Genomic DNA, 23,844 nt, shown 5'->3' on the forward strand with positions numbered 1-23,844 from the left:
CCAATATGTACTGTTTAAGGCTCAGCGGGCCCGGCGGTCGGGAGGGCGATGGCGGATACTGCCGCCATACAGCCCCGGCGTCTTATGTCGGACGATAAACACGCACATTGGCATGTCCCTCACTGAGCAGGTGGTGTGCGTGCAAACGGCTCATCACACCCTTGTCGCAATACAGCAAGTACTGGCGCGTGGGGTCCAGGTGCTTGAACTTGCTGTTGATGGCATAAAACGGCATGGCCTGGACTTCGATACCGTCCAGCACCAGAGGTTCGTCTTCCTGGGCATCAGGGTGACGAATGTCGATGACGATCTGCCCCGACAGAGCCTCGGTCACTTCCTCGATTTCGACGTCCTTGCCCAGCTCGTCGATCACATGGTCGATGGAGATGAGCTTGGCGCGTTCCAGGGCGCGCTCCAGCACCGCCATGTCGAACTGCTTCTCTTCATGCTCCATGCGGTGGCGCTTGGCATGGGTGGTCGGGTTCACCGAAATCACGCCGCAGTATTCTGGCATGTGCTTGGCGAAGTCGGCGGTGCCGATTTCGTTGGCCTGGTCGATGATGTCCTGCTTGTGGCTCGCCAGCAGAGGGCGCAGCACCAGCTTGTCGGTGGCCGAGTCGATGATCGACAGGTTCGGCAAGGTCTGGCTGGATACCTGGGAGATCGCCTCGCCGGTCACCAGCGCGTCGATTTCCAGGCGGTCGGCCATGTGCGCGGCACCGCGCAGCATCATGCGCTTGAGGGTCACACCCATGTAGCTGTTGTCGACCTTGTTGAGGATCTCGCCAACCACCTCTTCGAACGGCACGCTGATGAACAGCACGCGCTGGCTGCTGCCGTACTTTTTCCACAGGTAGTGGGCCACTTCCATCACGCCCAGCTCGTGGGCACGGCCGCCGAGGTTGAAGAAGCAGAAGTGGGTCATCAGGCCACGGCGCATCATCTGGTAAGCCGCCACGGTGGAGTCGAAGCCACCGGACATCAGCACCAGGGTCTGCTCCAGGGCGCCCAGCGGGTAACCGCCGATGCCCTGGTGCTGGTTGTGGATGACGTACAGGCGCTGGTCGCGGATTTCGATGCGCACCAGCACTTCGGGCTTCTTCAGCTCGATGCCGGCGGCGCCACACTGCTGGCGCAGCTGGCTGCCGACGTAACGGTCGACGTCCATCGAGGTGAAGTCATGGTGGCCACCGCGCTTGCAGCGCACGGCGAAGTGCTTGCCGGCCAGCAGGTGACCGAAGTGGTGCTTGCACTTGGCGACGATGTCGTCGAAGTCACCCAGCGGGTATTCCTCTACCTGCAGGAAGTGGGTGATACCCGGCGTGCAGGTGAGGCGCTCGATCATCTCGCGCTGGACTTTTTCGTCCTCGATGCGGGTGACCACTTCGAGATTGTCCCAGACACCATCGACCGCGAGCTCAGGATCGAGGTCCTTGAGCACGTTGCGGATGTTCTTGGCGAGCTGGCGGATGAAACGCTTGCGCACCGGCCGGCTCTTGATGGTGATTTCTGGGAAGACTTTGACGATAAGTTTCATTGGTTAACAGCGCGCGCAGGGCCTGCCGAAAATGAGGGGCGCGAATTATATCGGAAATTGCTCAGGATTTGACCAACTTTTGATCAGAAGCTTTGAGATAAATGCATGAGGCGGGTTTTGTGCCGCCTGTTCCGGCCTTTTCGCGTGCAAACCCGCGGAAAGCCCTCAAAGAAAGCACAAAGCCCAGATCGCGCACTGTATTGGTGCGCTGACACCAAAACTCGCATCTAAAGGGTGCATTTTTACCCGCCACCCCTACGCCAAATGCCCACAAACGCCCCCTTTTATCCCGCCTTCGCCATTTTCGGGCACTGGCATGCAATTTGCTCCCTTGTGAGGCAGGTAAGCTTGGCCGACTATCCGCGCCCGGCAACACCCTTTTTCCAGGGCAGCGGCCCACCGCGCTCTAGACCATCCGGAGGACAACATGTCGAAGTCGGTTCAACTCATCAAAGATCATGACGTCAAGTGGATTGATCTGCGTTTCACGGACACCAAAGGCATTCAGCACCACGTGACCATGCCGTCGCGTGATGCGCTGGACGAAGACTTCTTCGAAGTCGGCAAGATGTTCGACGGTTCCTCCATCGCTGGCTGGAAAGGCATCGAAGCCTCCGACATGATCCTGATGCCGGTCGACGACACTGCCGTCCTGGACCCGTTCACCGAAGAGCCAACCCTGATCATCACCTGCGACATCGTCGACCCGTCGAGCATGCAGGGCTACGATCGCGACCCACGCGCCATCGCCAAGCGTGCCGAAGAGTACCTGAAGAGCACCGGCATCGGTGACACCGTCTTCGCCGGCCCAGAGCCTGAGTTCTTCATCTTCGACGAAGTGAAGTTCAAGTCGGACATTTCCGGCTCGATGTTCAAGATCTTCTCCGAGCAAGGCTCGTGGATGACCGACGCTGACGTGGAAGGCGGCAACAAAGGCCACCGTCCAGGCGTGAAAGGCGGCTACTTCCCGGTTCCGCCGTTCGACCACGACCACGAAATCCGTACTGCCATGTGCAACGCACTGGAAGAAATGGGCCAGACCGTTGAAGTTCACCACCACGAAGTGGCGACTGCCGGCCAGAACGAAATCGGCGTCAAGTTCAACACCCTGGTGAAAAAGGCTGACGAAGTACAGGCGCTGAAATACGTCGTGCACAACGTTGCCGACGCCTACGGCCGTACCGCCACCTTCATGCCTAAGCCTCTGTACGGCGACAACGGCTCGGGCATGCACGTACACATGTCGATCTGGAAAGACGGCAAGAACACCTTCTCGGGTGAAGGCTATGCCGGCCTGTCCGACACCGCCCTGTACTTCATCGGCGGTATCATCAAGCACGGTAAGGCCCTGAACGGCTTCACCAACCCGTCGACCAACTCCTACAAGCGTCTGGTCCCAGGCTTCGAAGCCCCGGTAATGCTGGCCTACTCGGCTCGCAACCGTTCCGCCTCGATCCGTATTCCTTACGTCGGCAGCCCGAAAGCCCGCCGTATCGAAGCCCGCTTCCCGGACCCATCGGCCAACCCGTACCTGGCCTTCGCGGCCCTGCTGATGGCTGGCCTGGATGGCATCCAGAACAAGATCCACCCAGGCGACGCGGCCGACAAGAACCTGTACGACCTGCCACCAGAAGAAGCCAAGAACATCCCGCAAGTGTGCGGCAGCCTGAAAGAGGCTCTGGAAGAGCTGGACAAAGGCCGCGCGTTCCTGACCAAGGGCGGCGTGTTCTCCGACGACTTCATCGATGCCTTCATCGAGCTGAAGAGCGAAGAGGAAATCAAGGTCCGCACCTTCGTACACCCGCTGGAATACGAGCTGTACTACAGCTGCTGATCTGATCGGCGCCTCGTGCCGGTGACGTGATCATAACGGCCTCCCTCGGGAGGCCGTTTTCGTTTCTGCACGCCCTGCAGAAGCACCGCCACCCCGCCATCACGCTATGCTCTATCTTGGTGCACAAATTGACACCGTGCCCTCATTTGCTCCCCAATCTGGGTCAAGTTAAACGTTTCATCCAGACTTTCTGGTCCGAAGTTGCGCAGATCCAGGCCTTTATCGGCAAATTCCGCTTCTTTTCGGAGCTTTGGTTTGTTTCTTGCATTTTCTTGCCGAGAGTCTCGCACCAGCGGAACCACCCCGCGTCCGGCCCAGGCCAAAGCAGTGCCGGGCAAGCGCCAAAAGAGGTCAACGACGCCTTATGACCATCAGCGATGCACAGCACCGTCTGCTTCTGGACAACCTGACTACCGCCACGTTGCTGCTCAACGCCGAGCTGCGCCTGGAGTACATGAACCCGGCAGCGGAAATGCTGCTGGCCGTCAGTGGCCAGCGTAGCCATGGGCAGTTCATCAGCGAGCTGTTCACCGAATCGACCGAGGCACTCAGCTCGCTGCGCCAGGCGGTCGAGCAGGCGCACCCATTCACCAAGCGTGAAGCACAGCTCACTTCGCTGACCGGGCAGACCATCACCGTCGACTACGCGGTAACGCCAATCCTGCATCAGGGCCAGACCCTGCTGTTGCTTGAGGTGCACCCACGCGACCGGCTGCTGCGCATCACCAAGGAAGAGGCTCAGCTGAGCAAGCAGGAAACCACCAAGATGCTGGTGCGCGGCCTGGCCCATGAAATCAAGAACCCCCTTGGCGGCATCCGTGGCGCGGCCCAGTTGCTGGCCCGCGAACTGCCCGAGGAAGGCCTGCGCGACTACACCAACGTGATCATCGAAGAGGCCGACCGCCTGCGTAACCTGGTCGACCGCATGCTCGGCTCGAACAAGCTGCCATCGCTGGCCATGACCAACATTCACGAAGTGCTCGAGCGGGTCTGCAGCCTGGTCGACGCTGAAAGCCAGGGCTGCATCACTTTGGTGCGCGATTACGACCCTAGCCTGCCGGACGTATTGATCGACCGCGAGCAGATGATCCAGGCCGTACTCAATATCGTACGCAATGCCATGCAGGCGATCAGCTCGCAGAATGAGCTGCGGCTGGGCCGCATTACCTTGCGCAGTCGCGCCTTGCGCCAGTTCACCATCGGCCACGTGCGCCACCGCCTGGTGGCGCGGGTCGAGATCATCGACAACGGCCCGGGCATCCCGCCGGAACTGCAGGACACTCTCTTCTATCCCATGGTCAGTGGCCGCCCGGACGGCACCGGGCTGGGCCTGGCCATTACCCAGAACATCATCAGCCAGCACCAGGGCCTGATCGAGTGTGAAAGCCACGCAGGCCACACCGCCTTCTCGATCTACCTGCCCCTGGAACAAGGAGCCACCGCCTCATGAGCCGAAGTGAAACCGTATGGATCGTCGACGATGATCGCTCCATCCGCTGGGTCCTGGAAAAAGCCCTGCAACAAGAAGGCATGACCACCCAGAGCTTCGACAGCGCAGACGGTGTGATGGGGCGCCTGGCGCGCCAGCAACCGGACGTGATCATCTCCGACATTCGCATGCCTGGCGCCAGCGGCCTCGACTTGCTGGCACAGATCCGCGAACAGCACCCGCGCCTGCCGGTGATCATCATGACCGCCCATTCCGACTTGGACAGCGCGGTGGCCTCGTACCAGGGGGGGGCCTTCGAGTACCTGCCCAAGCCATTCGACGTCGACGAAGCGGTCTCGCTGGTCAAGCGTGCCAACCAGCACGCTCAGGAACAGCAGGGCCTGGATGTGCCACAGAACCTGGCGCGTACCCCGGAAATTATCGGTGAAGCCCCGGCGATGCAGGAGGTGTTCCGCGCCATCGGCCGCCTCAGCCACTCCAACATCACCGTGCTGATCAACGGCGAGTCCGGCACCGGCAAAGAGCTGGTGGCCCACGCCCTGCACCGGCACAGCCCGCGCGCGGCGTCGCCGTTCATTGCCCTGAACATGGCCGCCATCCCCAAGGACTTGATGGAATCGGAGCTGTTCGGCCATGAAAAGGGGGCCTTCACCGGCGCTGCCAACCTGCGCCGGGGCCGTTTCGAGCAGGCCGATGGCGGTACGCTGTTCCTCGACGAAATCGGTGACATGCCTGCCGACACCCAGACCCGCCTGCTGCGCGTGCTGGCCGATGGCGAGTTCTATCGTGTGGGCGGCCATGTACCGGTCAAGGTCGACGTGCGCATCATCGCCGCCACCCACCAGAACCTGGAGTCACTGGTGCAAGCCGGCAAGTTCCGTGAGGACTTGTTCCACCGCCTGAACGTGATCCGTATCCATATCCCGCGCCTGGCCGACCGCCGCGAAGACATCCCCGCGCTCGCCCGCCACTTCCTTGCCCGGGCCGCTCAGGAGCTGGCGGTCGAGCCGAAGGTCCTCAAGCCTGAGACCGAAGAGTTCATCCGCAACCTGCCCTGGCCGGGCAACGTGCGGCAGATGGAAAACACTTGCCGCTGGATCACCGTGATGGCTTCCAGCCGCGAAGTGCTGATCGGCGACCTGCCGCCCGAGCTTCTGAACCTGCCACAGGACGCCGCACCGGTGACCAACTGGGAGCAGGCCCTGCGCCAGTGGGCCGACCAGGCGTTGGCGCGCGGGCAGACCAACCTGCTGGACAGCGCAGTGCCCAGCTTTGAACGGATCATGATCGAGACGGCGCTCAAGCACACCGCCGGACGGCGCCGGGATGCCGCGCTGTTGCTGGGTTGGGGGCGTAATACCCTGACGCGCAAGATCAAGGAGCTGGGGATGAATGTGGCAGGTGGGGATGACGAGGAAGGTGACGAGCACTGAGTGCTGGGTTAGCCCGTAAGATCTCTGGGGCTGCTGCGCAGCCCATCGCGACACAAGGCCGCTCCCACAGGACGCCGCTCAGTTCAGAGGCGGTGCTATCCCTGCGGGAGCGGCCTTGTGTCGGGATAGGCCTGCGAAGCAGGCCCGGCTTTTCAGCCCCGATGCACCGATCCTGTGCCCCATGCACCGCTCAAAGGCACAAATCCCCTCAAAACCCGGCCAATTCCACCTCAAAGCCCAACATTCACGGGCTTTGCAAAACTGGCACGCCCCCTGCAATAGCTAATACATACCCAGTTTCGGGGGCCCTGGTACAGGCAGGCCGGGAAATCCCCTCTTTTATTCGCAGCATCGCCCGTTTTGGGGACCTCGGTACAGGCAGGCCGGGAAATCCCCCCTTTATACGCAGCACCCCTTTTGGGGACCCTGGTACAGGCAGGCCGGGAAATCCCCTCTTTTATTCGTGCAATTTCACCTGCACACGCCAGCGCCCGTCGTCCTCTGCACCGCTCCACTCGCCGTGCAGGGGGCGCGCGGCCACCACCGTCAGCAACAACCCTTCCTGGCTGTTCTGTACCCGCCAGCTCACCGGCTTGCCCTGCAGGCTCAGTTGCCCCTGCTGGGCCTTGCCCTGGGCCTGGAACAGCAATGCCACTGTACCTTCCACGTTCTCGCCGTGCAGCTTGGGCTCTTCGTTGAACCACAGCTGCAGGCCGTCCTGCACCACTTGCACCTGCTGCAGCTCACGCTCGTCGGGCGTAGTCAGGCGACCAATCATTAGCCCCACCATCAAGCCGACAATCGCCAACGACAGCATCACCCGCGGGAAGGCCTTCGAACGCACGTCCGGTTCAGGGGTAGAATGCCCGTCATCTTCACGCTTGGAGCCGTGCATGTTTCACGTCATCCTTTTTCAACCAGAAATTCCGCCGAATACCGGCAACATCATTCGCCTGTGCGCCAACAGCGGCTGCCACCTGCACCTGATCGAACCCATCAGTTTCGAACTGGATGACAAGCGCCTGCGCCGCGCGGGGCTGGACTACCACGAGTATGCCACGCTCAAGCGCCACGAGAGCCTGGCCGGATGCCTGGAAAGCCTGGGCAACCCACGGCTGTTCGCCTTCACCACCAAGGGCTCGCACCCCTTCCACGAAGTGGCTTACCAGCCGGGCGATGCGTTCCTGTTCGGGCCAGAGAGCCGCGGGTTGCCGGCCGAGGTGTTGGACAGCCTGCCGGCCGAACAACGCCTGCGCCTGCCGATGCGGCCGGGGTGCCGTAGCTTGAACCTGTCCAATACCGTGGCGGTGACGGTGTACGAGGCATGGCGGCAGAACGGGTTCGCTGGTAGCTGATCGCCCTTGCAGGCAACAAAAAAGCGCCCCTAGAGGCGCTTTTTCGATACAGGCAGAATTACTGCACGGTCGGCACTTCGCCCGCTTCCTGCATGCGCTGCATTTCTTGCGCGTACAGGGCATCGAAGTTGACAGGCGACAGCATCAGCGCCGGGAACGAACCGCGGGTCACCAGGCTGTCCAGGGTTTCACGGGCGTAAGGGAACAGGATGTTCGGGCAGAACGCGCCCAGGGTGTGGCTCATCGAAGGCGCATCGAGGTTGGCGATCAGGAAGATACCGGCCTGCTGCACTTCAGCGATGAAGGCCACTTCGTCACCGTTCTTGACGGTTACCGACAGGGTCAGCACCACCTCGTGGAAGTCGCCTTCCAGGGCTTTCTGCTTGGTGTTCAGGTCCAGCGCAACGCTCGGCTCCCAAGTCTGGCGGAAGATCTGCGGGCTTTTCGGGGCTTCGAACGACAGGTCACGCACATAGATGCGTTGCAGGGAGAACTGAGGGCTGTTGTCTTCTGCAGCAGCGCCGTTGGTCTGTTGGTCAGTCATGGCAGATCCTTATCCTAATGTTTTTGAATGCAGTGCAAATCAGGCCGCCAGCAGCGCGTCGAGCTTGCCGGCGCGCTCCAGGGCATAGAGGTCATCGCATCCACCGACATGGGTGCTGCCGATCCAGATCTGCGGCACCGACGTACGGCCGGCCTTCTGGCTCATCTCGGCGCGAACTTGCGGCTTGCCGTCCACCTTGATTTCCTCGAAGGCCACGCCCTTGCTCTCGAGCAGGTACTTGGCGCGCATGCAGTAGGGGCAGTAGTCGCTGGAATAGACGATGACGGGCTTCATATCACTTCACCAGGGGCAGGTTATCGGCTTTCCAGCTGGAAACGCCACCGCTCAGTTTGGCGGCGGTGTAGCCAGCCTTGAGCAGTTCGCGGCAGTGGGTGCCGGACTGCTGGCCCATTGCGTCGACGACGATCAGGGTCTTTTCTTTGTGCTTCTCCAGCTCGCTCATGCGGGCGGCCAGTTTGTCCTGCGGAATGTTGATCGCACCGACGATGTGACCGGCCGAATATTCCTTGGCCGGGCGAATGTCGACCACCAGGCCCTTCTCGGCATTGACCAGGGCCGTCAGCTGGCCATTGCTCAGGCTCTGGCCGCCGCGACGGATTTCGTTGATCAGCAGCAGGACCAGCAGAATGAGGAAGATCGCAACCAGGATGTAGTGATCTGTCGCGAATTGAATCAGGTGAGCAACCATCAGCGGTGTTCCAGGCGATTGAAAATGCCGGCCAGTATACACAGCCCCCCAGTGCCACCAAAGCCCGACGGGCCGGCCGGAAAGGTACCTTCATGTTGCCGCATTGGCCGCGCTGGTCAGGGAACAGGACGAATATTCGCCGCAGGTGGCGTATTTGCCCTAAAATGCGTGTCTTTATCATCTTTGAACAACCGTGAGTTTGATTGATGACGAGTACGCCCAAACCCCTGGTCCTGATCATCCTGGATGGCTTCGGCCACAGCGAAGTCCCCGAACACAACGCCATCTTTGCCGCCAATACGCCGGTCTATGATCGCCTGCGCGCTACCTTGCCGCATGGCCTCATTTCCGGCTCGGGCATGGATGTCGGCCTGCCGGACGGGCAGATGGGCAACTCCGAAGTCGGTCACATGAACCTGGGGGCCGGCCGCGTCGTCTACCAGGACTTCACCCGCGTCACCAAAGCCATCCGCGATGGCGAGTTCTTCAAAAACCCGGTGCTCACCGGTGCCGTGGACAAGGCAGCCAGTGCCGGCAAGGCCGTGCACATCCTCGGCCTGCTGTCCGATGGTGGCGTACACAGCCACCAGGACCACCTGGTGGCCATGGCCGAACTGGCTGCGCAGCGCGGAGCGGAAAAGATCTACCTGCACGCTTTCCTCGATGGCCGCGACACCCCGCCACGCAGCGCACAGTCGTCGATCGAACTGCTCGACGCCACCTTCGCCAAACTGGGCAAGGGCCGCATCGCCAGCCTGATCGGCCGCTACTACGCCATGGACCGCGATAACCGCTGGGACCGCGTCAGCGCCGCCTACAACCTGATCGTCGACAGCACAGCCGAATACACGGCCGACACCGCCCAGGCCGGCCTGGAAGCGGCCTACGCCCGTGACGAAAGCGACGAGTTCGTCAAAGCCACGCGCATCGGCGAAGCCGTCAAGGTTGAGGACGGCGACGCCGTGGTCTTCATGAACTTCCGCGCCGACCGTGCTCGCGAGCTGTCCCGTGCGTTTGTCGAGCCGGACTTCACTGAGTTTGCCCGCGCGCGCCTGCCGAAAATGGCGGCCTACATCGGCCTGACCCAGTACTCGGCAAAAATCCCTGCACCGGCAGCCTTTGCGCCCTCCAGCCTGAACAACGTGCTGGGCGAGTACCTGGCAAAAAACGGCAAGACCCAACTGCGCATCGCCGAAACCGAGAAGTACGCCCACGTCACCTTCTTCTTCTCCGGCGGCCGCGAAGAGCCGTTCGAGGGCGAAGAGCGCATTCTGATCCCGTCGCCGAAGGTCGCCACCTATGACCTGCAGCCGGAAATGAACGCACCGCAAGTGACCGATCGCATCGTCGAAGCCATCGAGCAGCAGCGCTTCGACGTGATCGTGGTCAACTACGCCAACGGCGACATGGTCGGCCATACCGGCGTGTTCGAAGCTGCGGTCAAGGCCGTCGAAGCACTCGATACCTGCGTCGGCCGCATCGTCGATGCACTGGAGAAAGTCGGCGGCGAAGCCCTGATCACCGCCGACCACGGCAACGTCGAGCAGATGGAAGACGAATGCACCGGCCAGGCGCACACCGCGCACACCACCGAGCCGGTACCGTTCATCTATGTGGGTAAGCGCAACCTGAAAGTGCGCGACGGTGGCGTACTGGCCGACGTGGCGCCGACCATGCTGCAACTGCTGGGGCTGGAAAAGCCGGTGGAAATGACCGGTACTTCGATTCTGGTCGACGCCTGATCCCAGGCGCTGGGGCTGCCATGCAGCCCCAATGGCACATGAATTCCGGACAAACGCCCCTCTGCACCCGCAGCGAGGCGTTTTTTTTGCCGGCCCAGGCGGGCATACTAGGCCAGTCTCCATCCTTGGTACGCCAAACCCCATGCTTCGCGCCCTGATTCTCCTAGCCCTGTCTTGCCTGCTCAGCCCGGCTATTGCCGATGAGCGTGCGCAGACCCAGCAGCAACTGGACGCCACCCGCCAGGACATTGCCGAGCTCAAGAAGACGCTGGGCAAGCTCCAGGAAGAAAAGGCCGGTGTGCAAAAGGACCTCAAAGCCACCGAGACCGACATCGGCAACCTCGAAAAGCAGGTGGAGGCCCTGCAGCAAGAACTAAAAAAGACTGAAGGCGAGCTGGAGCGCCTTGATACCGAGAAAAAAAAACTCCAGAGCGCCCGCGTTGAACAACAGCGGCTGATCGCCATTCAGGCCCGTTCGGCCTACCAGAACAACGGTCGCGAGGAATACCTCAAACTGCTGCTCAACCAGCAGAACCCCGAGAAGTTCGCCCGCACCCTCACGTATTACGACTACCTGAGCAAGGCGCGCCTGGAGCAATTGCGCACCTTCAACGAGACCTTGCGCCAACTGGCCAACGTCGAGCAGGACATTGCCAGCCAGCAACAACAGCTGCTGGCCCAACGCGCTGACCTCGACAGCCGTCGCCAGGCCCTGGAAACCGAGCGCAGCAAGCGCCAGCAGGTACTGGCCAAGCTCAACAGCGATGTCAAGGACCGCGACCAGAAGCTGCAATCGCGCGAACAGGACCAGGCCGACCTGGCCAAGGTGCTTAAGACCATCGAGGAAACCCTCGCTCGCCAGGCCCGCGAAGCCGAAGAAGCACGCAAGAAGGCCCTGTTGGCGCAGCAGGAAGCGGAAAAGCGCCGCCAGCAGGAAGCGCTGGCCGCCGCCGCCGCACGCGACCGAGCCCGTGAGCCTGCAGAGCCTGTGGAGCCGCCGAAAAAAGCCCGCACCACCCTCGGCCCGCTGGTTTCCAGCGATGGCGCGAACTACGGCGGCGCTTTTTCTGCCGCGCGGGGCAAACTTCCATGGCCAGTCAATGGTCGACTGCTGGCACGCTTCGGTGATGCCCGTGGCAGCGATGCCCGTGCCAAGTGGGACGGGGTGATGATCAGCGCCAACCCAGGCACCCAGGTACGTGCGGTGCACGGCGGGCGCGTGGTATTCGCCGACTGGTTGCGCGGCGCCGGGCTTCTGGTCATTCTCGACCATGGCAACGGTTACCTGAGCCTGTACGGCCACAACCAGAGCCTGCTCAAGAGCGCCGGTGATATCGTCAAGGCTGGTGAAGCCATTTCCACCGTTGGCGACAGCGGTGGCCAGGACGCGGCAGGCTTGTACTTCGCCATTCGCCAGCAGGGTCGGCCTACCGACCCCTCGCAGTGGTGTCGGGGCTAGTCAAATTTCTACGGCGTAGCCTGAGTGCTGCGCCGATGCTCCCCAGGGAGCGCTTACAGGATCAGGAGTTCGTTCGACATGCTGCACTCGCCTCGTCTCACCCAGCTGGCCCTGTCCATCGCCCTGGCGGTCGGCGCGCCCCTGGCCACTGCCGCCGAGCCGGCCAAGGCTGCCGCAGTGCCCGCCACCGAGGTGACCGCCAAGGCACCACTGCCGTTGGAAGAACTGCGCACCTTCGCCGAGGTCATGGACCGTATCAAGGCCGCCTACGTCGAACCGGTAGACGACAAGACCCTGCTGGAAAACGCCATCAAGGGCATGCTCAGCAACCTGGACCCGCACTCGGCCTACCTTGGCCCCGAGGACTTCCAGGAGCTGCAGGAGAGCACCAGCGGCGAATTCGGCGGGCTGGGCATCGAAGTGGGCCAGGAAGATGGCTTCATCAAGGTGGTGTCGCCGATCGACGACACCCCGGCCTCACGTGCCGGCGTGCAGGCGGGTGACCTGATCGTCAAGATCAACGGTGCCCCGACACGCGGCCAGACCATGACCGAAGCGGTCGACAAGATGCGCGGCAAGGTCGGCGAAAAAATCACCCTGACCCTGGTGCGCGATGGCGGCAACCCGTTTGATGTGACCCTGGCCCGCGCGGTCATCCAGGTCAAGAGCGTGAAGAGCCAACTGCTGGAGAACGACTACGGTTACATCCGTATCACCCAGTTCCAGGTCAAGACCGGCGACGAAGTGGGCAAAGCCCTGGCCAAGCTGCGCAAGGACAACGGCAAGAAGCTGCGCGGGGTAGTGCTGGACCTGCGTAACAACCCAGGTGGCGTGCTGCAGTCGGCCGTGGAAGTGGCCGACCACTTCCTGACCAAGGGCCTGATCGTCTACACCAAGGGCCGTATCGCCAACTCCGAGCTGCGCTTCTCGGCCGACCCGGCCGACGCCAGCGAAGGCGTACCCCTGGTGGTGCTGATCAACGGTGGCAGTGCCTCGGCGTCGGAAATTGTCGCCGGCGCACTGCAGGACCAGAAGCGCGCCGTGCTGATGGGGACCGACAGCTTCGGCAAAGGCTCGGTGCAGACTGTGCTGCCGCTGGCCAACGACCGTGCCCTGAAACTCACCACCGCCTTGTACTACACCCCCAACGGCCGCTCGATCCAGGCCCAGGGCATCGTACCGGACATCGAGGTGCGCCCGGCCAAGCTCACCGCCGAAGTCGACACCGAAAACTTCAAGGAAGCCGACCTGCAGGGCCACTTGGGCAACGGCAACGGCGGCGCCGACCGCCCGACGGGCAGCAGCAAACGCAAGGAACGTCCGCAGGACGATGACTTCCAACTGAGCCAGGCGCTGAGCCTGCTCAAAGGGCTGAACATCACCTCGGGCAAATGATTCACGCGATGCGTTACCTGCTGTGTCTGTTGTTGTGCCTGTTGGCCGGAGTCGCGCAAGCGGCGCCGGCCGCCAAGGCCTACCTGAGCATCATCATCGACGACCTGGGCCAGAGCAGCGAGCGCGACAACCGCACCCTCGCCCTCCCCGGCCCAGTCACGATGGCGATCATGCCCGACACCCCCCACGCCAGCGATTTCGCCCGCCAGGCCCACAGGGCCGGCAAGACGGTGATCCTGCACATGCCCATGGACCCGGCCACCGGGCCCTACGCCTGGCACCCCGGCGCGCCATTGCCGGAACTTGCCAGCCGCTTGCAAGCCGCCCTGGCCAAAGTCCCCTACGCAGCGGGCATCAACAACCACATGGGCAGCCGCATGACGGCACAACGTGAACCCATGGCCTGGCTGATGGGCGAACTGCAGCAACGCCACCTGTTCTTCGTCGACAGCCGCACCAGCGCCGCCACCGTGGCGGCGGCCGAGGCCCAACGCATTGGCCTGGCGCACGTGTCGCGGGATGTATTCCTGGACGACGTGCGCACCCCGGAGGCCATCGCCGCCCAGTTGCAACAAGGCGTCGCGCTCGCCCGCAAGCAGGGGTCGGCTGTGCTGATCGGGCATCCCTACCCGCAGACGCTGCAAGTGCTGGAAAGCGCGATGCCTGGTCTCAAACACCAAGGCATCGAGCTGATCCCACTGCGCCAGATGATCGCCGAACGCAGTAACAAGGCGATGCCGGCACATGGCCGACAGGGCGTGTATCAGAACCGCTGAAGGCCGGTAGCACAAGCACTTGCCTGCAGTAAGTGCGCGCCAGCTCTTCACTCGAAGGGAATCAGACCCTCGACATCCGCCCAGCGCAGATTACCGCGATAAATGGCCAGCAGTTCACCGGCGCTGGCAGCAGCGCGCAGCTGTGCCTCCCGCCCCAGCGTGCGCTGCGCCCACAGTTTGAGATGTCCCTTGCTGAACTGCCGCACAGGCGTGTCGGCGGCCGGGTAGTGGAAGTGTGCTTCCCATAACCCCGCACCCTTGGCCTTGCCGGGCGCGGGCACGCGTCGAATCTCGAACACATCGAGAAAATCACCGGCGCCCAGTGGCTTGCGGGTCACGGTCCGAGTGATCCGGACCTGCTCCTGCTCCACCAGAAACCGGAGGCTGTTGGCCGAAGGATGGCTGGTCGAGGTGTAAGTGGAAATCAGGTAATCCCGCTGCACCGATTCCAGGCGCTCGATGTCGTCGGCCAGGCGACTGCCAAACTCGCTTTCGATGCCAGCCCGCTTCAGCAGCTTCCCAGCCTCCTCCAGCTGGCTGACATGATGGTCGATGATGGTACGGATACCAAACGGGTCTTCTGCCTTGGCATACTTGCGCACAAGACGAATCACACCATCGACCTGCTTCAGCGCGGCCCTGGCCTTACCCCTGGCGAGCCCTGCATTGACGGCTGCTTCGGTGCCTTGCTCCTCCGCCACCGCAGGACGTTGCTCAACGAACCTATCGCCGTCCTGGCGGAACGTGCGCAGCACCTGACCCGTGACATCATGCTGCTGAACAACCCGCTCGCCAGAAACCTCGACTTCCTCGCCCACTACACTGCGCCCGTCATAGGTACGCGCTATGCGCAAGGTGCCAGGGCGCTGGGCATACAGACGCGTCTTGGGCTGCGCCGGAGTCGATAGCTCAAGCTCGCGCACCACCTGCGCAAGCAGCTGTTCGGCCTGGCTGGTCAGCCTGTGCAGCACGTCCTTGTATTGCGCGACCTTGGCCTCTACCAACAGCTCGGGAGATGTTTCGGCCAGATAATCCAAGCGTGCCCGGGTGCTCTGGTAGGTATCCAAGGTACTGCTCAGTACCTGCTGTTGAGTGGTCAATGGCAGGCCGTCGGCGGTGATCAACTCTTCATGGGCGGCGCCTGCACTCTTGAGCTCGTCACCAGCCAGATAATCCAGCGCCTGAATCAATTCCCGCTCGTCCACCGGGGCCTCACGCGTCAGGCTCAGTTCACCAAGGTCCAGCAAGCTCCGCAGGCGCAAGCCGATACCGCTGAGCTTGCGGCTATCCTGCAGAAACTTCAGGACGGTACGCTTCTCCACCCTCGTATCGAGCACCGCGTCCCATAGCACGAGACCGTCGCTCTGCAAGCTCTCAATCAGCACATCCAGCACCTCGGACACTTCGATCAGATCCAGCTGCCAGCTCAGCACCTTTTCCAACTTCGCCCTGGCAAACCGATAGTGATTGAGCTCTTCGGCACTCTCCGGCTTGGCGGCCATGCCATTGAGCACATCAGGCAGATCCGCCTCGTTCACCTGCATCACGGCTTCGTTGTAGAACCCCACGCCGTAATCGATCAACTCATGACGTATGATGCCCCGCTGACGGGGCAGCACAGCGAACAACGCCTGAGACGCAAAGCGCTGCTCACTCATTGAAGTCATCACGTCATCCAACCTTATGGTGCAGTCCACCATCTTCTTGAGGTCATCCAGGGAAAGCGCCTTCGCAATGGCAACTTCCCCCTGGACGCTGGCAATCCGCTCATCGAACTTCGCTGCCAGGCTCGAATCGGTGATCGACTGGGCATGCTGGCGCAGCCGATCGAGCTCTGCTTCCTTGGCCTTGACCTTGTCCTTGCTCGCCTCGAAGAAATTGCCCAGGGTGTTGCGCTCTGCAAGCAACTCGTTCTGGCGCTGGTTCAACTGCTCGAAATCGCTCTTGTTCTTCCTTTGCGCCAGCTCCAGGCGACTCTTCGGCCCGCCCCCACCAGTCTCAGCGCGGTATCGATGCGCCAGTTTCCCTGGCCCCGGACAAGCCAGGGCCCATGCGCATCCTGCGGCCCAACGATGCGTGCAGCGCTTCCCTGCAATTCGACCTGGTAGGTATCACCGGCAAGGATGACGTATTGACGGCCCTGCACCTGATAGACCCCCAAGGCATCCGGCGACACCCCCGTCAGTTCCACGGCCGAAGCCAGACGGCGAAGCGATGTGCGCTGCTGGGAGGTCAGTACATTGACCCCCTGTGCACCTCGCCAGGAGAAATCCAGCACCTGACTGGTACGATTGGCCAGCTGAGACGCCTCGCCTTGTACGGGCATTACCGCCAGCGCGCTGTCCGTGCTGGCCATGGCAAGCCGTGGCAGTGGTTTTGTCATGCGCGTCGGCCCGACAGGGTCGACCGATGGCAAGCGTACATGCACCAACGCCATGCCCAGATTCAGCAGCGCATCCACCACCGCCGCGCTGCGCTCGAATGCGCTGCCCTCGGAGAATGCCTGCGCATCGCGCATAGCCCCCAGCACCGACTGCGCCAGCCAGGCGACCGTGGCAATCGGCCCGCGCAGCAACAGTGTGGCCACATCGAACAACAGCCAGGCGCCCTGCCGTAACAGGGCCCAACGGCTTTGGCGAGTAGAGACCGATTGCCGGCCGGCCAACTCGACCAGCAAGCGGCGATTGCCGTCGTACATCAGCCGGTCGACATCCGCTACCCAGGGTAGTTGGATTAAGGTCGGTGGATCTGCCCGGCCCGGCAACAGCGAAGTATCGATGATCGGCGCCCCCAGGTGTGGCTCGAAGAATCCGCCATGGTCGTATACCGCGCGAGCCTGGGGATCGAGCCATTGCAGGACACTTTCGCGCAGCGCCTTATTGTCGCGAACCGCCTCCATCAGCGCCTCAAAGCCCGAAAACTCGGTCAAGCCCTGCTGGCCATACAGCGGCCGATAAAGTACCAACGAAAACGGCTCGACCGAGTGCAGCACGAACATGCCCATGACCAGATCCGGAGCCGGATGATCCACCGCACGCTGAAACGCCAGCGGCATGAGCGTGGTTCGGGGGCGCTGGGCATCCAACCGTCCGGCACAGTAGTCGACGATAGCTTGCAGACCTACCTCACTCAGCGTGCCGCCCAGCTTGGCGCTGAGGGCACTGAACAGCAGGGAGCAGCGCCATTCGCGGGCAAAGCGGGTGACCCGCTCTGGCTGCAGGGCGGGGTCGAGCTGTTCGGATACATAGGTGGGATAGCGACCGCCGATATCGACACGCTCGACCAGTGATCGTAGATAGTCGCCGGTCAACCAGGGGGCGATCAGTTGCTCGTCACGATGCTCGATTTTCGTGATCACCGCATCGCCCAGCACGCTCAGGTTGCCGATGGCAAATTCGGTCAGCGTGATGCTGCGGGTTTCGATGACGCCATCCCCAGGCCCCACACCCACCCCTCCGGGCACGCCCCGCGCTGTGGTCAGGGTCAGCAGCAAATCGGCGGCGTGGTAGTTCGTTTCATCGGGTTGATCCAGCAGCATCTGCTGCCTGAGCTGCGCATCAGTGTAGCTGTGCAGGTCCTCGACACCCTCGAGGGCAGAGCTGCCTAGCGACTCGGCCTGCGCCAAAGCCAGCTCGAACAGCCCGCGCTGGAACGCGAATTTATCCTGCGCCTGTGCGCGGTAGAGCCCCAAAGGGGTCGAAACGTCGGCCTCGTCCGCTGCGTGATAACCCGCGATGAACCACTGCGCGGGGTCGCTGGCGCTCGAATAGAAATGCTCAAGCGACGCCACATCATTGAACGTCGAAACCTGCCAGCGATCCACCTGGCCCAGCATGCGCTCAAGCAACAGGGTGCACTGCACGGAAAACACGTCGCCAGTGCATTCATGGCGGCGCCAAGTCAACGAGGTAAAACGCTGGGTCTCGGCCAACTCATCGCGCAATGCGGTGGCGAAGGCATCGTAGCCGGAAAACCCTTTGACCACCCCACTGGGGGCACACCACAGCACCTGCTCGCTTTCGTCCCACTCACCGCGCACAAGCAGTTGCGTCTGCAAAAGGTCGACGCTGTCAGCGCCATCATTCAGTTGCACCTCGACGCTGAACACCGAAGGTAGCTGCGCCCCACCCTTGAGCAGCCCCAATACGCAGTCACGTTGCTGGGCATCGAGGTCTTGCAGGGGCAGGCTTTGCAGCAGGGTCGACTTGATGACCTGCGCAAGCCAGCGATCCCGGCTAACGCCATGGAAGCCGACGGCCGCCCAATAGGCGACCTGGGCCTGGCGAAACCGCTCTGGCAGTGTCGACACCAGTCGGTTCAGCTCAGCCAGTACGCCGTCCGCAGCTACCGAGGTAAATTCCAACGGCTCGCCGGCGGTATTACGCATAACGTACGGCAGTGCAACCCGGACAGAGAAAGTTCCACCTGCCAGCCCCATCGCCTCCAACGTGCAGCCCTGGCGCAGGGCATCGAGCAAGGCATCGACCAGTGGCCGCGAAAACCAGGAATCATAAGGGCGGTACTGGCCAGTGACAGCCCCGTCGTAGGGGATATCCAGGATGACAGGGCCTGCATCCGGTAACTCGGCAGCGGCAATGCTACCTAGATGCGCAGCCAGCACTTGCAAGGCCTGCTGCGAGGCCAGCTGGCGCAGGGTCGGGCGATCAGCGAACGCCAGCGACACCGCGCGCTGGTAGTCCGGTGTGGTTCTGGTTTCGATTGGCATGCGAGGTCACCCTGGGTGATGAATGAATCACCCAGGGTGCGTTTTCGCGAAAGGCGGGAGGCACTAATTAATGCTGCACAAGTCATTCACCCGGCTCAACGATCACCTGCAGGAAACAAAAGAGGCCCGATTCCTTCGAACCGGGCCTCTGCCTCACAGCAACAGCAATCAGCTGTACACACGCCCCAGCAACTGGCGGTGGCTTTCGAACTGATCCAGCACATCACGCACGATTTGTTCGCGAGTGAAGCCCATCAGGTCGTATTCCTGGCTGCCGTCGTGCAGGTACACCTCGGCGCGGTAGAAGCGCTGCTGCACCTCCGGCTCGCCTTCGACCGGCGCCTCGCTCGGCGCGGCCAGGTAACCGTCCAGGCTGGCTTCGTAGACGAAGGGGTTGCCCTCTTCCATCATCACCCGCAGGCCCATCATGTTGCGCGACTGGCCAACCCGGGTTTCTACCTCGAAGCCCAGGGTCTGCAGCTGTGCGGCCGCTTCTTTCAGCGCCGGGCTGACCTGCTTGTCCATGAACCGCTGCACCACGGCCTGGGTCGGCTGCAGCTCCAGCTGGCTCAGGCGCTCGCTGAAGCCGCGGCGACCGCGGGCGGCCAGCTCGGCACGCTCCTGCTCGACTGCCACGTCCTGCTTCATGGCCTTGTACAACCCGAACATGAACAGTACCAGCACCACCGAGAACGGCAGGCCCGCCAGCACCACCATGGTCTGCATGGCCTCGAAGTTACCGGCGAACAGCAGGCCGATGGTGACCAGGGTGATAACCACCGACCAGAACACCACCATCCAGTGCGGGGCGTCTTCGTCGACCTTGCCGCCTTTGCACGACAGGTTGGCCATCATCACCGCACCGGAGTCGGCCGGGGTAAGGAACAGCACGAAGCCGACGAACACCGCCACACCAATCACGATCTTGGCTGCCGGGAAGTATTCCAGCAGTTGGTAGATCGACATCGACGGCTGTTCCAGCGCAGTCTTGCCCAGCTCCACGGCGCCCTGGTTGATCACCAAGTCCAGTGCGGTGTTGCCGAAGATCGACAGCCACGCCAAGGTGAAGCCCAGCGGGATCAACAGCACACCCATCACCAACTGGCGCACGGTGCGGCCCTTGGAGATACGGGCAATGAACATACCGACGAATGGGCCCCAGGAGATCCACCAGGCCCAATAGAACACGGTCCACAGGCCCAGCCAGCGCTCGGACTTGCCGGCTTCGCCTTCGTACACATACAGGTCGAAGGTTTTCAGCACGATGCCGTTCAGGTAGTCGCCGACGTTCTGCACGAAGCCGTTGAGCAGGTGCAGGGTTTCACCGCCCAGCAGCACGAAGATCAGCAGGCCGCTGAACAGCATGATGTTCAGGTTGGACAGGCGGCGAATGCCGTTTTCCACACCCGACACCGCAGCCACGGTGGCCACACCGGCCATGACCAGGATCACCACCAGCAGGTTGGTCTTGCTGTGGTCCATGCCGAACAGGTATTCCAGGCCCGAGGATACCTGCATCGAGCCGATACCTAGGTTGGTCACCAGGCCCAGCAGGGTGACGAACATGCCAAAGATGTCGACGGCGTTGCCGGCAGCACCCTTGACCCAACGCTCGCCGACCAGCGGGTACAGCGCCGAACGCAGGGCCAGCGGCTGGTTGTGGCGGTAGGCGAAGTAACCCACGGCCAGGCCGACCAGGGCATAGATCGCCCAGCCGTGCAGGCCCCAGTGCAGGAAGGTCAGCTGCAGGCCCTGGCGCGCGGCCTCGAGGCTGGCTGGGGTGCCTTCCGGTGGGTTGAAGTAGTGGTCCAGCGGCTCGGAAGCGCCGAAGTACAGCAGCGAAATACCGATACCGGACGAGAACAGCATGCCCGCCCAGGCGCCATAGCTGAAGTCAGGCTGGTCATCCTTGCCACCCAGCTTGAGGCTGCCGTAGTCGGAGAAGGCCAGGTAGACGACGAACAGCAAGTAGCCGCAGATGACCAGCATGTAGTACCAGCCAAAGGTACGCGTCAGCCATTTCTGGGCCACGCCCAGCACTTGGCCCGCGGTTTCGGGTACAGCGATCAGCAAGGCAGTCAGAACAAGGATCATCAGCGCGGAGGTGAAGAACACCACGCGGTTGACCCGTACCCTCTCGGCGGGGGGCTTGGTAAGTGAGGCAGAACTCATTGCACGAATGCTCCGGGCAGTACGGCTGTGGAGGCTAATCAGTCTTTCCCGAGCAATTGGTGGAATATCCCCACTGCGTCAGGTGTTATAAAAGCACCCTGGAAACCGTGATCCCGAATCGATACGTTGCAAAAAAACAGACAGGTGGCCTGCTGAAAATGCCACGCATCCGCAGAGGTGCGCGCATTCGTCACAGATCACCCCGCCCGCTCCAAGGGCCTGCCGCAGGGCCAAAAGCCGCGCGGCAGAATCTGCATTTCGCATCGCTCATGCCCGTCAACGCCTTGTATTCCGGGGGTTACGCGATTTCCTGGGGTGTCAATCCGTGCCTTCTCGACCGCCTGAAAAACTGTCAATGGCACAAATTGTCGCAGAGCTTATTCTTTATTGATTGAACGTTCAATCAAAACAAAATAGACTGGCCTTCGCCGAGTCAGCCGCCTGTCGTCTGCTCGCAGGCCTGAGGAGATAGCAAGATGCCCAAGGTCGGTATGCAACCCATCCGCCGCCAGCAGTTGATCGAAGCCACATTGCAGGCGGTCGATCAGGTCGGTCTGGGGGACGCCAGCATTGCGCTGATTGCCCGTTTGGCCGGTGTGTCGAACGGCATCATCAGTCACTACTTTCGGGACAAGAATGGCCTGATCGCAGCGACGATGGGTTACATCATGAGCATGCTCAACGAAGGCGTTAGAGCACGTCGCCAGGCCCTGACGGACGACAGCCCGCGTGCCCACCTGAAAGTGATCATCGAGGGCAACTTCGATGCCAGCCAGGTGAACGGCCCGGCAATGAAAACCTGGTTGGCCTTTTGGGCTTCCAGCATGCACCAGCCCGATTTGCACAGGTTGCAGCGGATCAACGACCACCGCTTGTATTCCAACCTGTGCTGCCAGTTCCGCCGCACCCTGCCGCTCTACCATGCGCGCAAGGCAGCCCGCGGCCTGGCGGCCTTGATCGACGGCTTGTGGCTGCGTGGTGCCCTGTCGGGTGATGCATTCGACACCGACCAGGCAATACGGATCGCTTACGAATACATGGATCTACAACTGGCTAAACAGCACACCCTGGGCACAAACGACCAGGCCGCTGAACAAGCGCGCACGGCCCTTGCCAACCCGGCAGGAGCGTGACGCGCTAGCCAAACCACACACTGCACTTGCGAGGACACTATGGCCCGTTTCGGAACGCAAAAACTCTACATTGATGGCGCTTACGTCGACGCTGGCAGCGATGCCACTTTCGAAGCCATCAACCCGGCCACTGGCGAAGTCCTCGCCCACGTACAGCGTGCCACCGAGGCCGACGTCGAGAAGGCCGTGGAAAGCGCCGAGCGTGGCCAGAAGGTCTGGGCTGCGATGACCGCCATGCAGCGTTCGCGCATCCTGCGCCGCGCTGTCGACATCCTGCGCGAGCGCAACGATGAACTGGCTCAGCTGGAAACCCTGGACACCGGCAAGTCGTACTCCGAAACCCGCTACGTCGACATCGTTACCGGCGCCGATGTGCTGGAATACTACGCAGGCCTGGTACCGGCCATCGAAGGCGAGCAGATCCCGCTGCGCGAATCGTCCTTTGTCTACACCCGCCGCGAGCCGCTGGGCGTGACCGTGGGTATCGGCGCCTGGAACTACCCGATCCAGATCGCCCTGTGGAAATCCGCCCCGGCCCTGGCCGCTGGCAACGCGATGATCTTCAAGCCGTCGGAAGTCACCTCGCTGACCACCCTGAAACTGGCCGAGATCTACACCGAAGCCGGCCTGCCGAATGGCGTGTTCAACGTGCTGACCGGCAGTGGCCGCGAAGTCGGTACCTGGCTGACCGAGCACCCACGCATCGAAAAAGTGTCCTTCACCGGCGGCACCACCACCGGCAAGAAAGTCATGGCCAGCGCCTCCAGCTCCTCGCTGAAGGAAGTCACCATGGAACTGGGCGGCAAATCGCCACTGATCATCTGCGCCGACGCCGACCTGGACAAGGCCGCCGACATCGCCATGATGGCCAACTTCTACAGCTCGGGCCAGGTGTGCACCAACGGCACCCGCGTGTTCATCCCAGCTGAAATGAAGGCTGCCTTCGAAGCCAAGATCGCCGAGCGCGTTGCCCGCATTCGCGTTGGCAACCCGGAAGACGAAAACACCAACTTCGGCCCGCTGGTCAGCTTCGCGCACATGGAAAACGTGCTGAGCTACATCGCCAAGGGCAAAGAAGAAGGTGCCCGCGTCCTGTGCGGCGGCGAGCGTCTGACCGAAGGCGAATTCGCCAAGGGCGCCTTCGTGGCCCCGACCGTGTTCACCGATTGCAGCGACGACATGACCATCGTCAAGGAAGAGATCTTCGGCCCGGTCATGAGCATTCTGTCCTACGAGACCGAAGAAGAAGTGATCCGTCGCGCCAACGACACCGAGTACGGCCTGGCTGCCGGTGTGTGCACCAACGACATCACCCGCGCCCACCGCATCATCCACAAGCTCGAAGCCGGTATCTGCTGGATCAACGCCTGGGGTGAATCGCCGGCCGAAATGCCGGTCGGTGGCTACAAGCAGTCGGGCGTTGGCCGTGAGAACGGCGTCAGCTCGCTGGCTCAATACACTCGCATCAAGTCGGTCCAGGTTGAGCTGGGCGGCTACAACTCGGTTTTCTAAACCCTGTCTAGCCACGCCCGTGCCTCTGTGCACGGGCGTTCCCGCTCCCTGATCACCGCCAACACGA

Annotated in this window: 18 protein-coding genes; 10 read left to right on the forward strand and 8 right to left on the reverse strand. The window is 62.1% G+C overall.

Annotation, left to right across the window (positions count from 1 at the left end; genetic code table 11):
* Positions 1-82: 82 nt before the first annotated feature.
* The gene (gene thiI / locus AB5975_08175; GenBank protein XDR21795.1) at positions 83-1,537 is read right to left on the reverse strand and encodes a tRNA uracil 4-sulfurtransferase ThiI; all 1,455 of its coding nucleotides are present in this window, start codon (positions 1,535-1,537) and stop codon (positions 83-85) included.
* Positions 1,538-1,964: 427 nt separating this feature from the next.
* Here thiI and glnA point away from each other — a divergent pair, with 427 nt between their 5' ends.
* The 3 genes from glnA (at position 1,965) to ntrC (ending at position 6,254) form a co-directional block, all read left to right on the forward strand.
* Complete coding sequence (gene glnA, locus AB5975_08180) at positions 1,965-3,371, forward strand: type I glutamate--ammonia ligase (protein ID XDR21796.1); 1,407 nt, start codon at positions 1,965-1,967, stop codon at positions 3,369-3,371.
* Between the two features lie 364 nt (positions 3,372-3,735).
* Positions 3,736-4,821, forward strand: coding sequence for a nitrogen regulation protein NR(II) (gene glnL / locus AB5975_08185; GenBank protein ID XDR21797.1), 1,086 nt, complete (start codon positions 3,736-3,738; stop codon positions 4,819-4,821).
* Positions 4,818-6,254, forward strand: coding sequence for a nitrogen regulation protein NR(I) (gene ntrC, locus AB5975_08190; protein XDR21798.1), 1,437 nt, complete (start codon positions 4,818-4,820; stop codon positions 6,252-6,254). Before glnL ends, ntrC begins: the two co-directional genes overlap by 4 nt.
* 457 nt (positions 6,255-6,711) lie before the next feature.
* Here the strand turns inward: ntrC and AB5975_08195 are convergent, their stop codons facing one another.
* Positions 6,712-7,149, reverse strand: coding sequence for a hypothetical protein (locus AB5975_08195; GenBank protein XDR21799.1), 438 nt, complete (start codon positions 7,147-7,149; stop codon positions 6,712-6,714).
* Between AB5975_08195 and trmL the strand changes: the two genes are divergently transcribed.
* Positions 7,148-7,609, forward strand: a complete 462-nt coding sequence (gene trmL / locus AB5975_08200; protein ID XDR21800.1) for a tRNA (uridine(34)/cytosine(34)/5-carboxymethylaminomethyluridine(34)-2'-O)-methyltransferase TrmL — start codon at positions 7,148-7,150, stop codon at positions 7,607-7,609. The genes AB5975_08195 and trmL overlap by 2 nt on opposite strands.
* 58 nt (positions 7,610-7,667) lie before the next feature.
* Here trmL and secB read toward each other — a convergent pair whose 3' ends face one another.
* From secB to AB5975_08215, 3 genes are read right to left on the reverse strand one after another with little or no spacing between them, the layout of a single operon-like run.
* A complete protein-coding gene (secB, locus tag AB5975_08205; protein ID XDR21801.1) occupies positions 7,668-8,153 on the reverse strand; it encodes a protein-export chaperone SecB in 486 nt (161 codons plus the stop codon).
* Between the two features lie 39 nt (positions 8,154-8,192).
* Positions 8,193-8,447, reverse strand: coding sequence for a glutaredoxin 3 (grxC, locus tag AB5975_08210; protein XDR21802.1), 255 nt, complete (start codon positions 8,445-8,447; stop codon positions 8,193-8,195).
* Between the two features lies 1 nt (position 8,448).
* The gene (locus AB5975_08215) at positions 8,449-8,862 is read right to left on the reverse strand and encodes a rhodanese-like domain-containing protein (protein XDR21803.1); all 414 of its coding nucleotides are present in this window, start codon (positions 8,860-8,862) and stop codon (positions 8,449-8,451) included.
* A 206-nt stretch (positions 8,863-9,068) separates the two neighbouring features.
* Between AB5975_08215 and gpmI the strand changes: the two genes are divergently transcribed.
* The 4 genes from gpmI (at position 9,069) to AB5975_08235 (ending at position 14,234) form a co-directional block, all read left to right on the forward strand.
* A complete protein-coding gene (gene gpmI / locus AB5975_08220) occupies positions 9,069-10,604 on the forward strand; it encodes a 2,3-bisphosphoglycerate-independent phosphoglycerate mutase (GenBank protein XDR21804.1) in 1,536 nt (511 codons plus the stop codon).
* Between the two features lie 142 nt (positions 10,605-10,746).
* On the forward strand, positions 10,747-12,063 hold the full coding sequence (locus tag AB5975_08225; protein XDR21805.1) for a murein hydrolase activator EnvC: 1,317 nt from the start codon (positions 10,747-10,749) through the stop codon (positions 12,061-12,063).
* Positions 12,064-12,141: 78 nt separating this feature from the next.
* A complete protein-coding gene (locus AB5975_08230; protein XDR21806.1) occupies positions 12,142-13,458 on the forward strand; it encodes a S41 family peptidase in 1,317 nt (438 codons plus the stop codon).
* Between the two features lie 8 nt (positions 13,459-13,466).
* Positions 13,467-14,234, forward strand: coding sequence for a divergent polysaccharide deacetylase family protein (locus tag AB5975_08235; GenBank protein XDR21807.1), 768 nt, complete (start codon positions 13,467-13,469; stop codon positions 14,232-14,234).
* 47 nt (positions 14,235-14,281) lie between these two features.
* Here AB5975_08235 and AB5975_08240 read toward each other — a convergent pair whose 3' ends face one another.
* The 3 genes from AB5975_08240 to AB5975_08250 all read right to left on the reverse strand — a co-directional run bounded on the left by AB5975_08240 (position 14,282) and on the right by AB5975_08250 (position 21,075).
* Positions 14,282-16,162, reverse strand: coding sequence for a hypothetical protein (locus AB5975_08240; protein ID XDR21808.1), 1,881 nt, complete (start codon positions 16,160-16,162; stop codon positions 14,282-14,284).
* The gene (locus AB5975_08245) at positions 16,159-18,960 is read right to left on the reverse strand and encodes a DUF6543 domain-containing protein (GenBank protein ID XDR21809.1); all 2,802 of its coding nucleotides are present in this window, start codon (positions 18,958-18,960) and stop codon (positions 16,159-16,161) included. Before AB5975_08245 ends, AB5975_08240 begins: the two co-directional genes overlap by 4 nt.
* A 168-nt stretch (positions 18,961-19,128) precedes the next feature.
* Entirely contained in the window at positions 19,129-21,075 is a 1,947-nt protein-coding gene (locus tag AB5975_08250; GenBank protein XDR22942.1) for a BCCT family transporter, read from the reverse strand.
* A 533-nt stretch (positions 21,076-21,608) separates the two neighbouring features.
* Here AB5975_08250 and betI point away from each other — a divergent pair.
* Together betI and betB are read left to right on the forward strand one after the other, a co-directional pair.
* The gene (gene betI / locus AB5975_08255; protein ID XDR21810.1) at positions 21,609-22,265 is read left to right on the forward strand and encodes a transcriptional regulator BetI; all 657 of its coding nucleotides are present in this window, start codon (positions 21,609-21,611) and stop codon (positions 22,263-22,265) included.
* 39 nt (positions 22,266-22,304) lie between these two features.
* Positions 22,305-23,777 carry a betaine-aldehyde dehydrogenase gene (gene betB, locus AB5975_08260; protein ID XDR21811.1) on the forward strand — a complete coding sequence of 491 codons (1,473 nt, stop codon included), beginning with the start codon at positions 22,305-22,307 and terminating at the stop codon, positions 23,775-23,777.
* Positions 23,778-23,844: the final 67 nt, after the last annotated feature.

It is taken from the genome of Pseudomonas putida (assembly GCA_041071465.1).
Classification (GTDB): domain Bacteria; phylum Pseudomonadota; class Gammaproteobacteria; order Pseudomonadales; family Pseudomonadaceae; genus Aquipseudomonas; species Aquipseudomonas putida_P.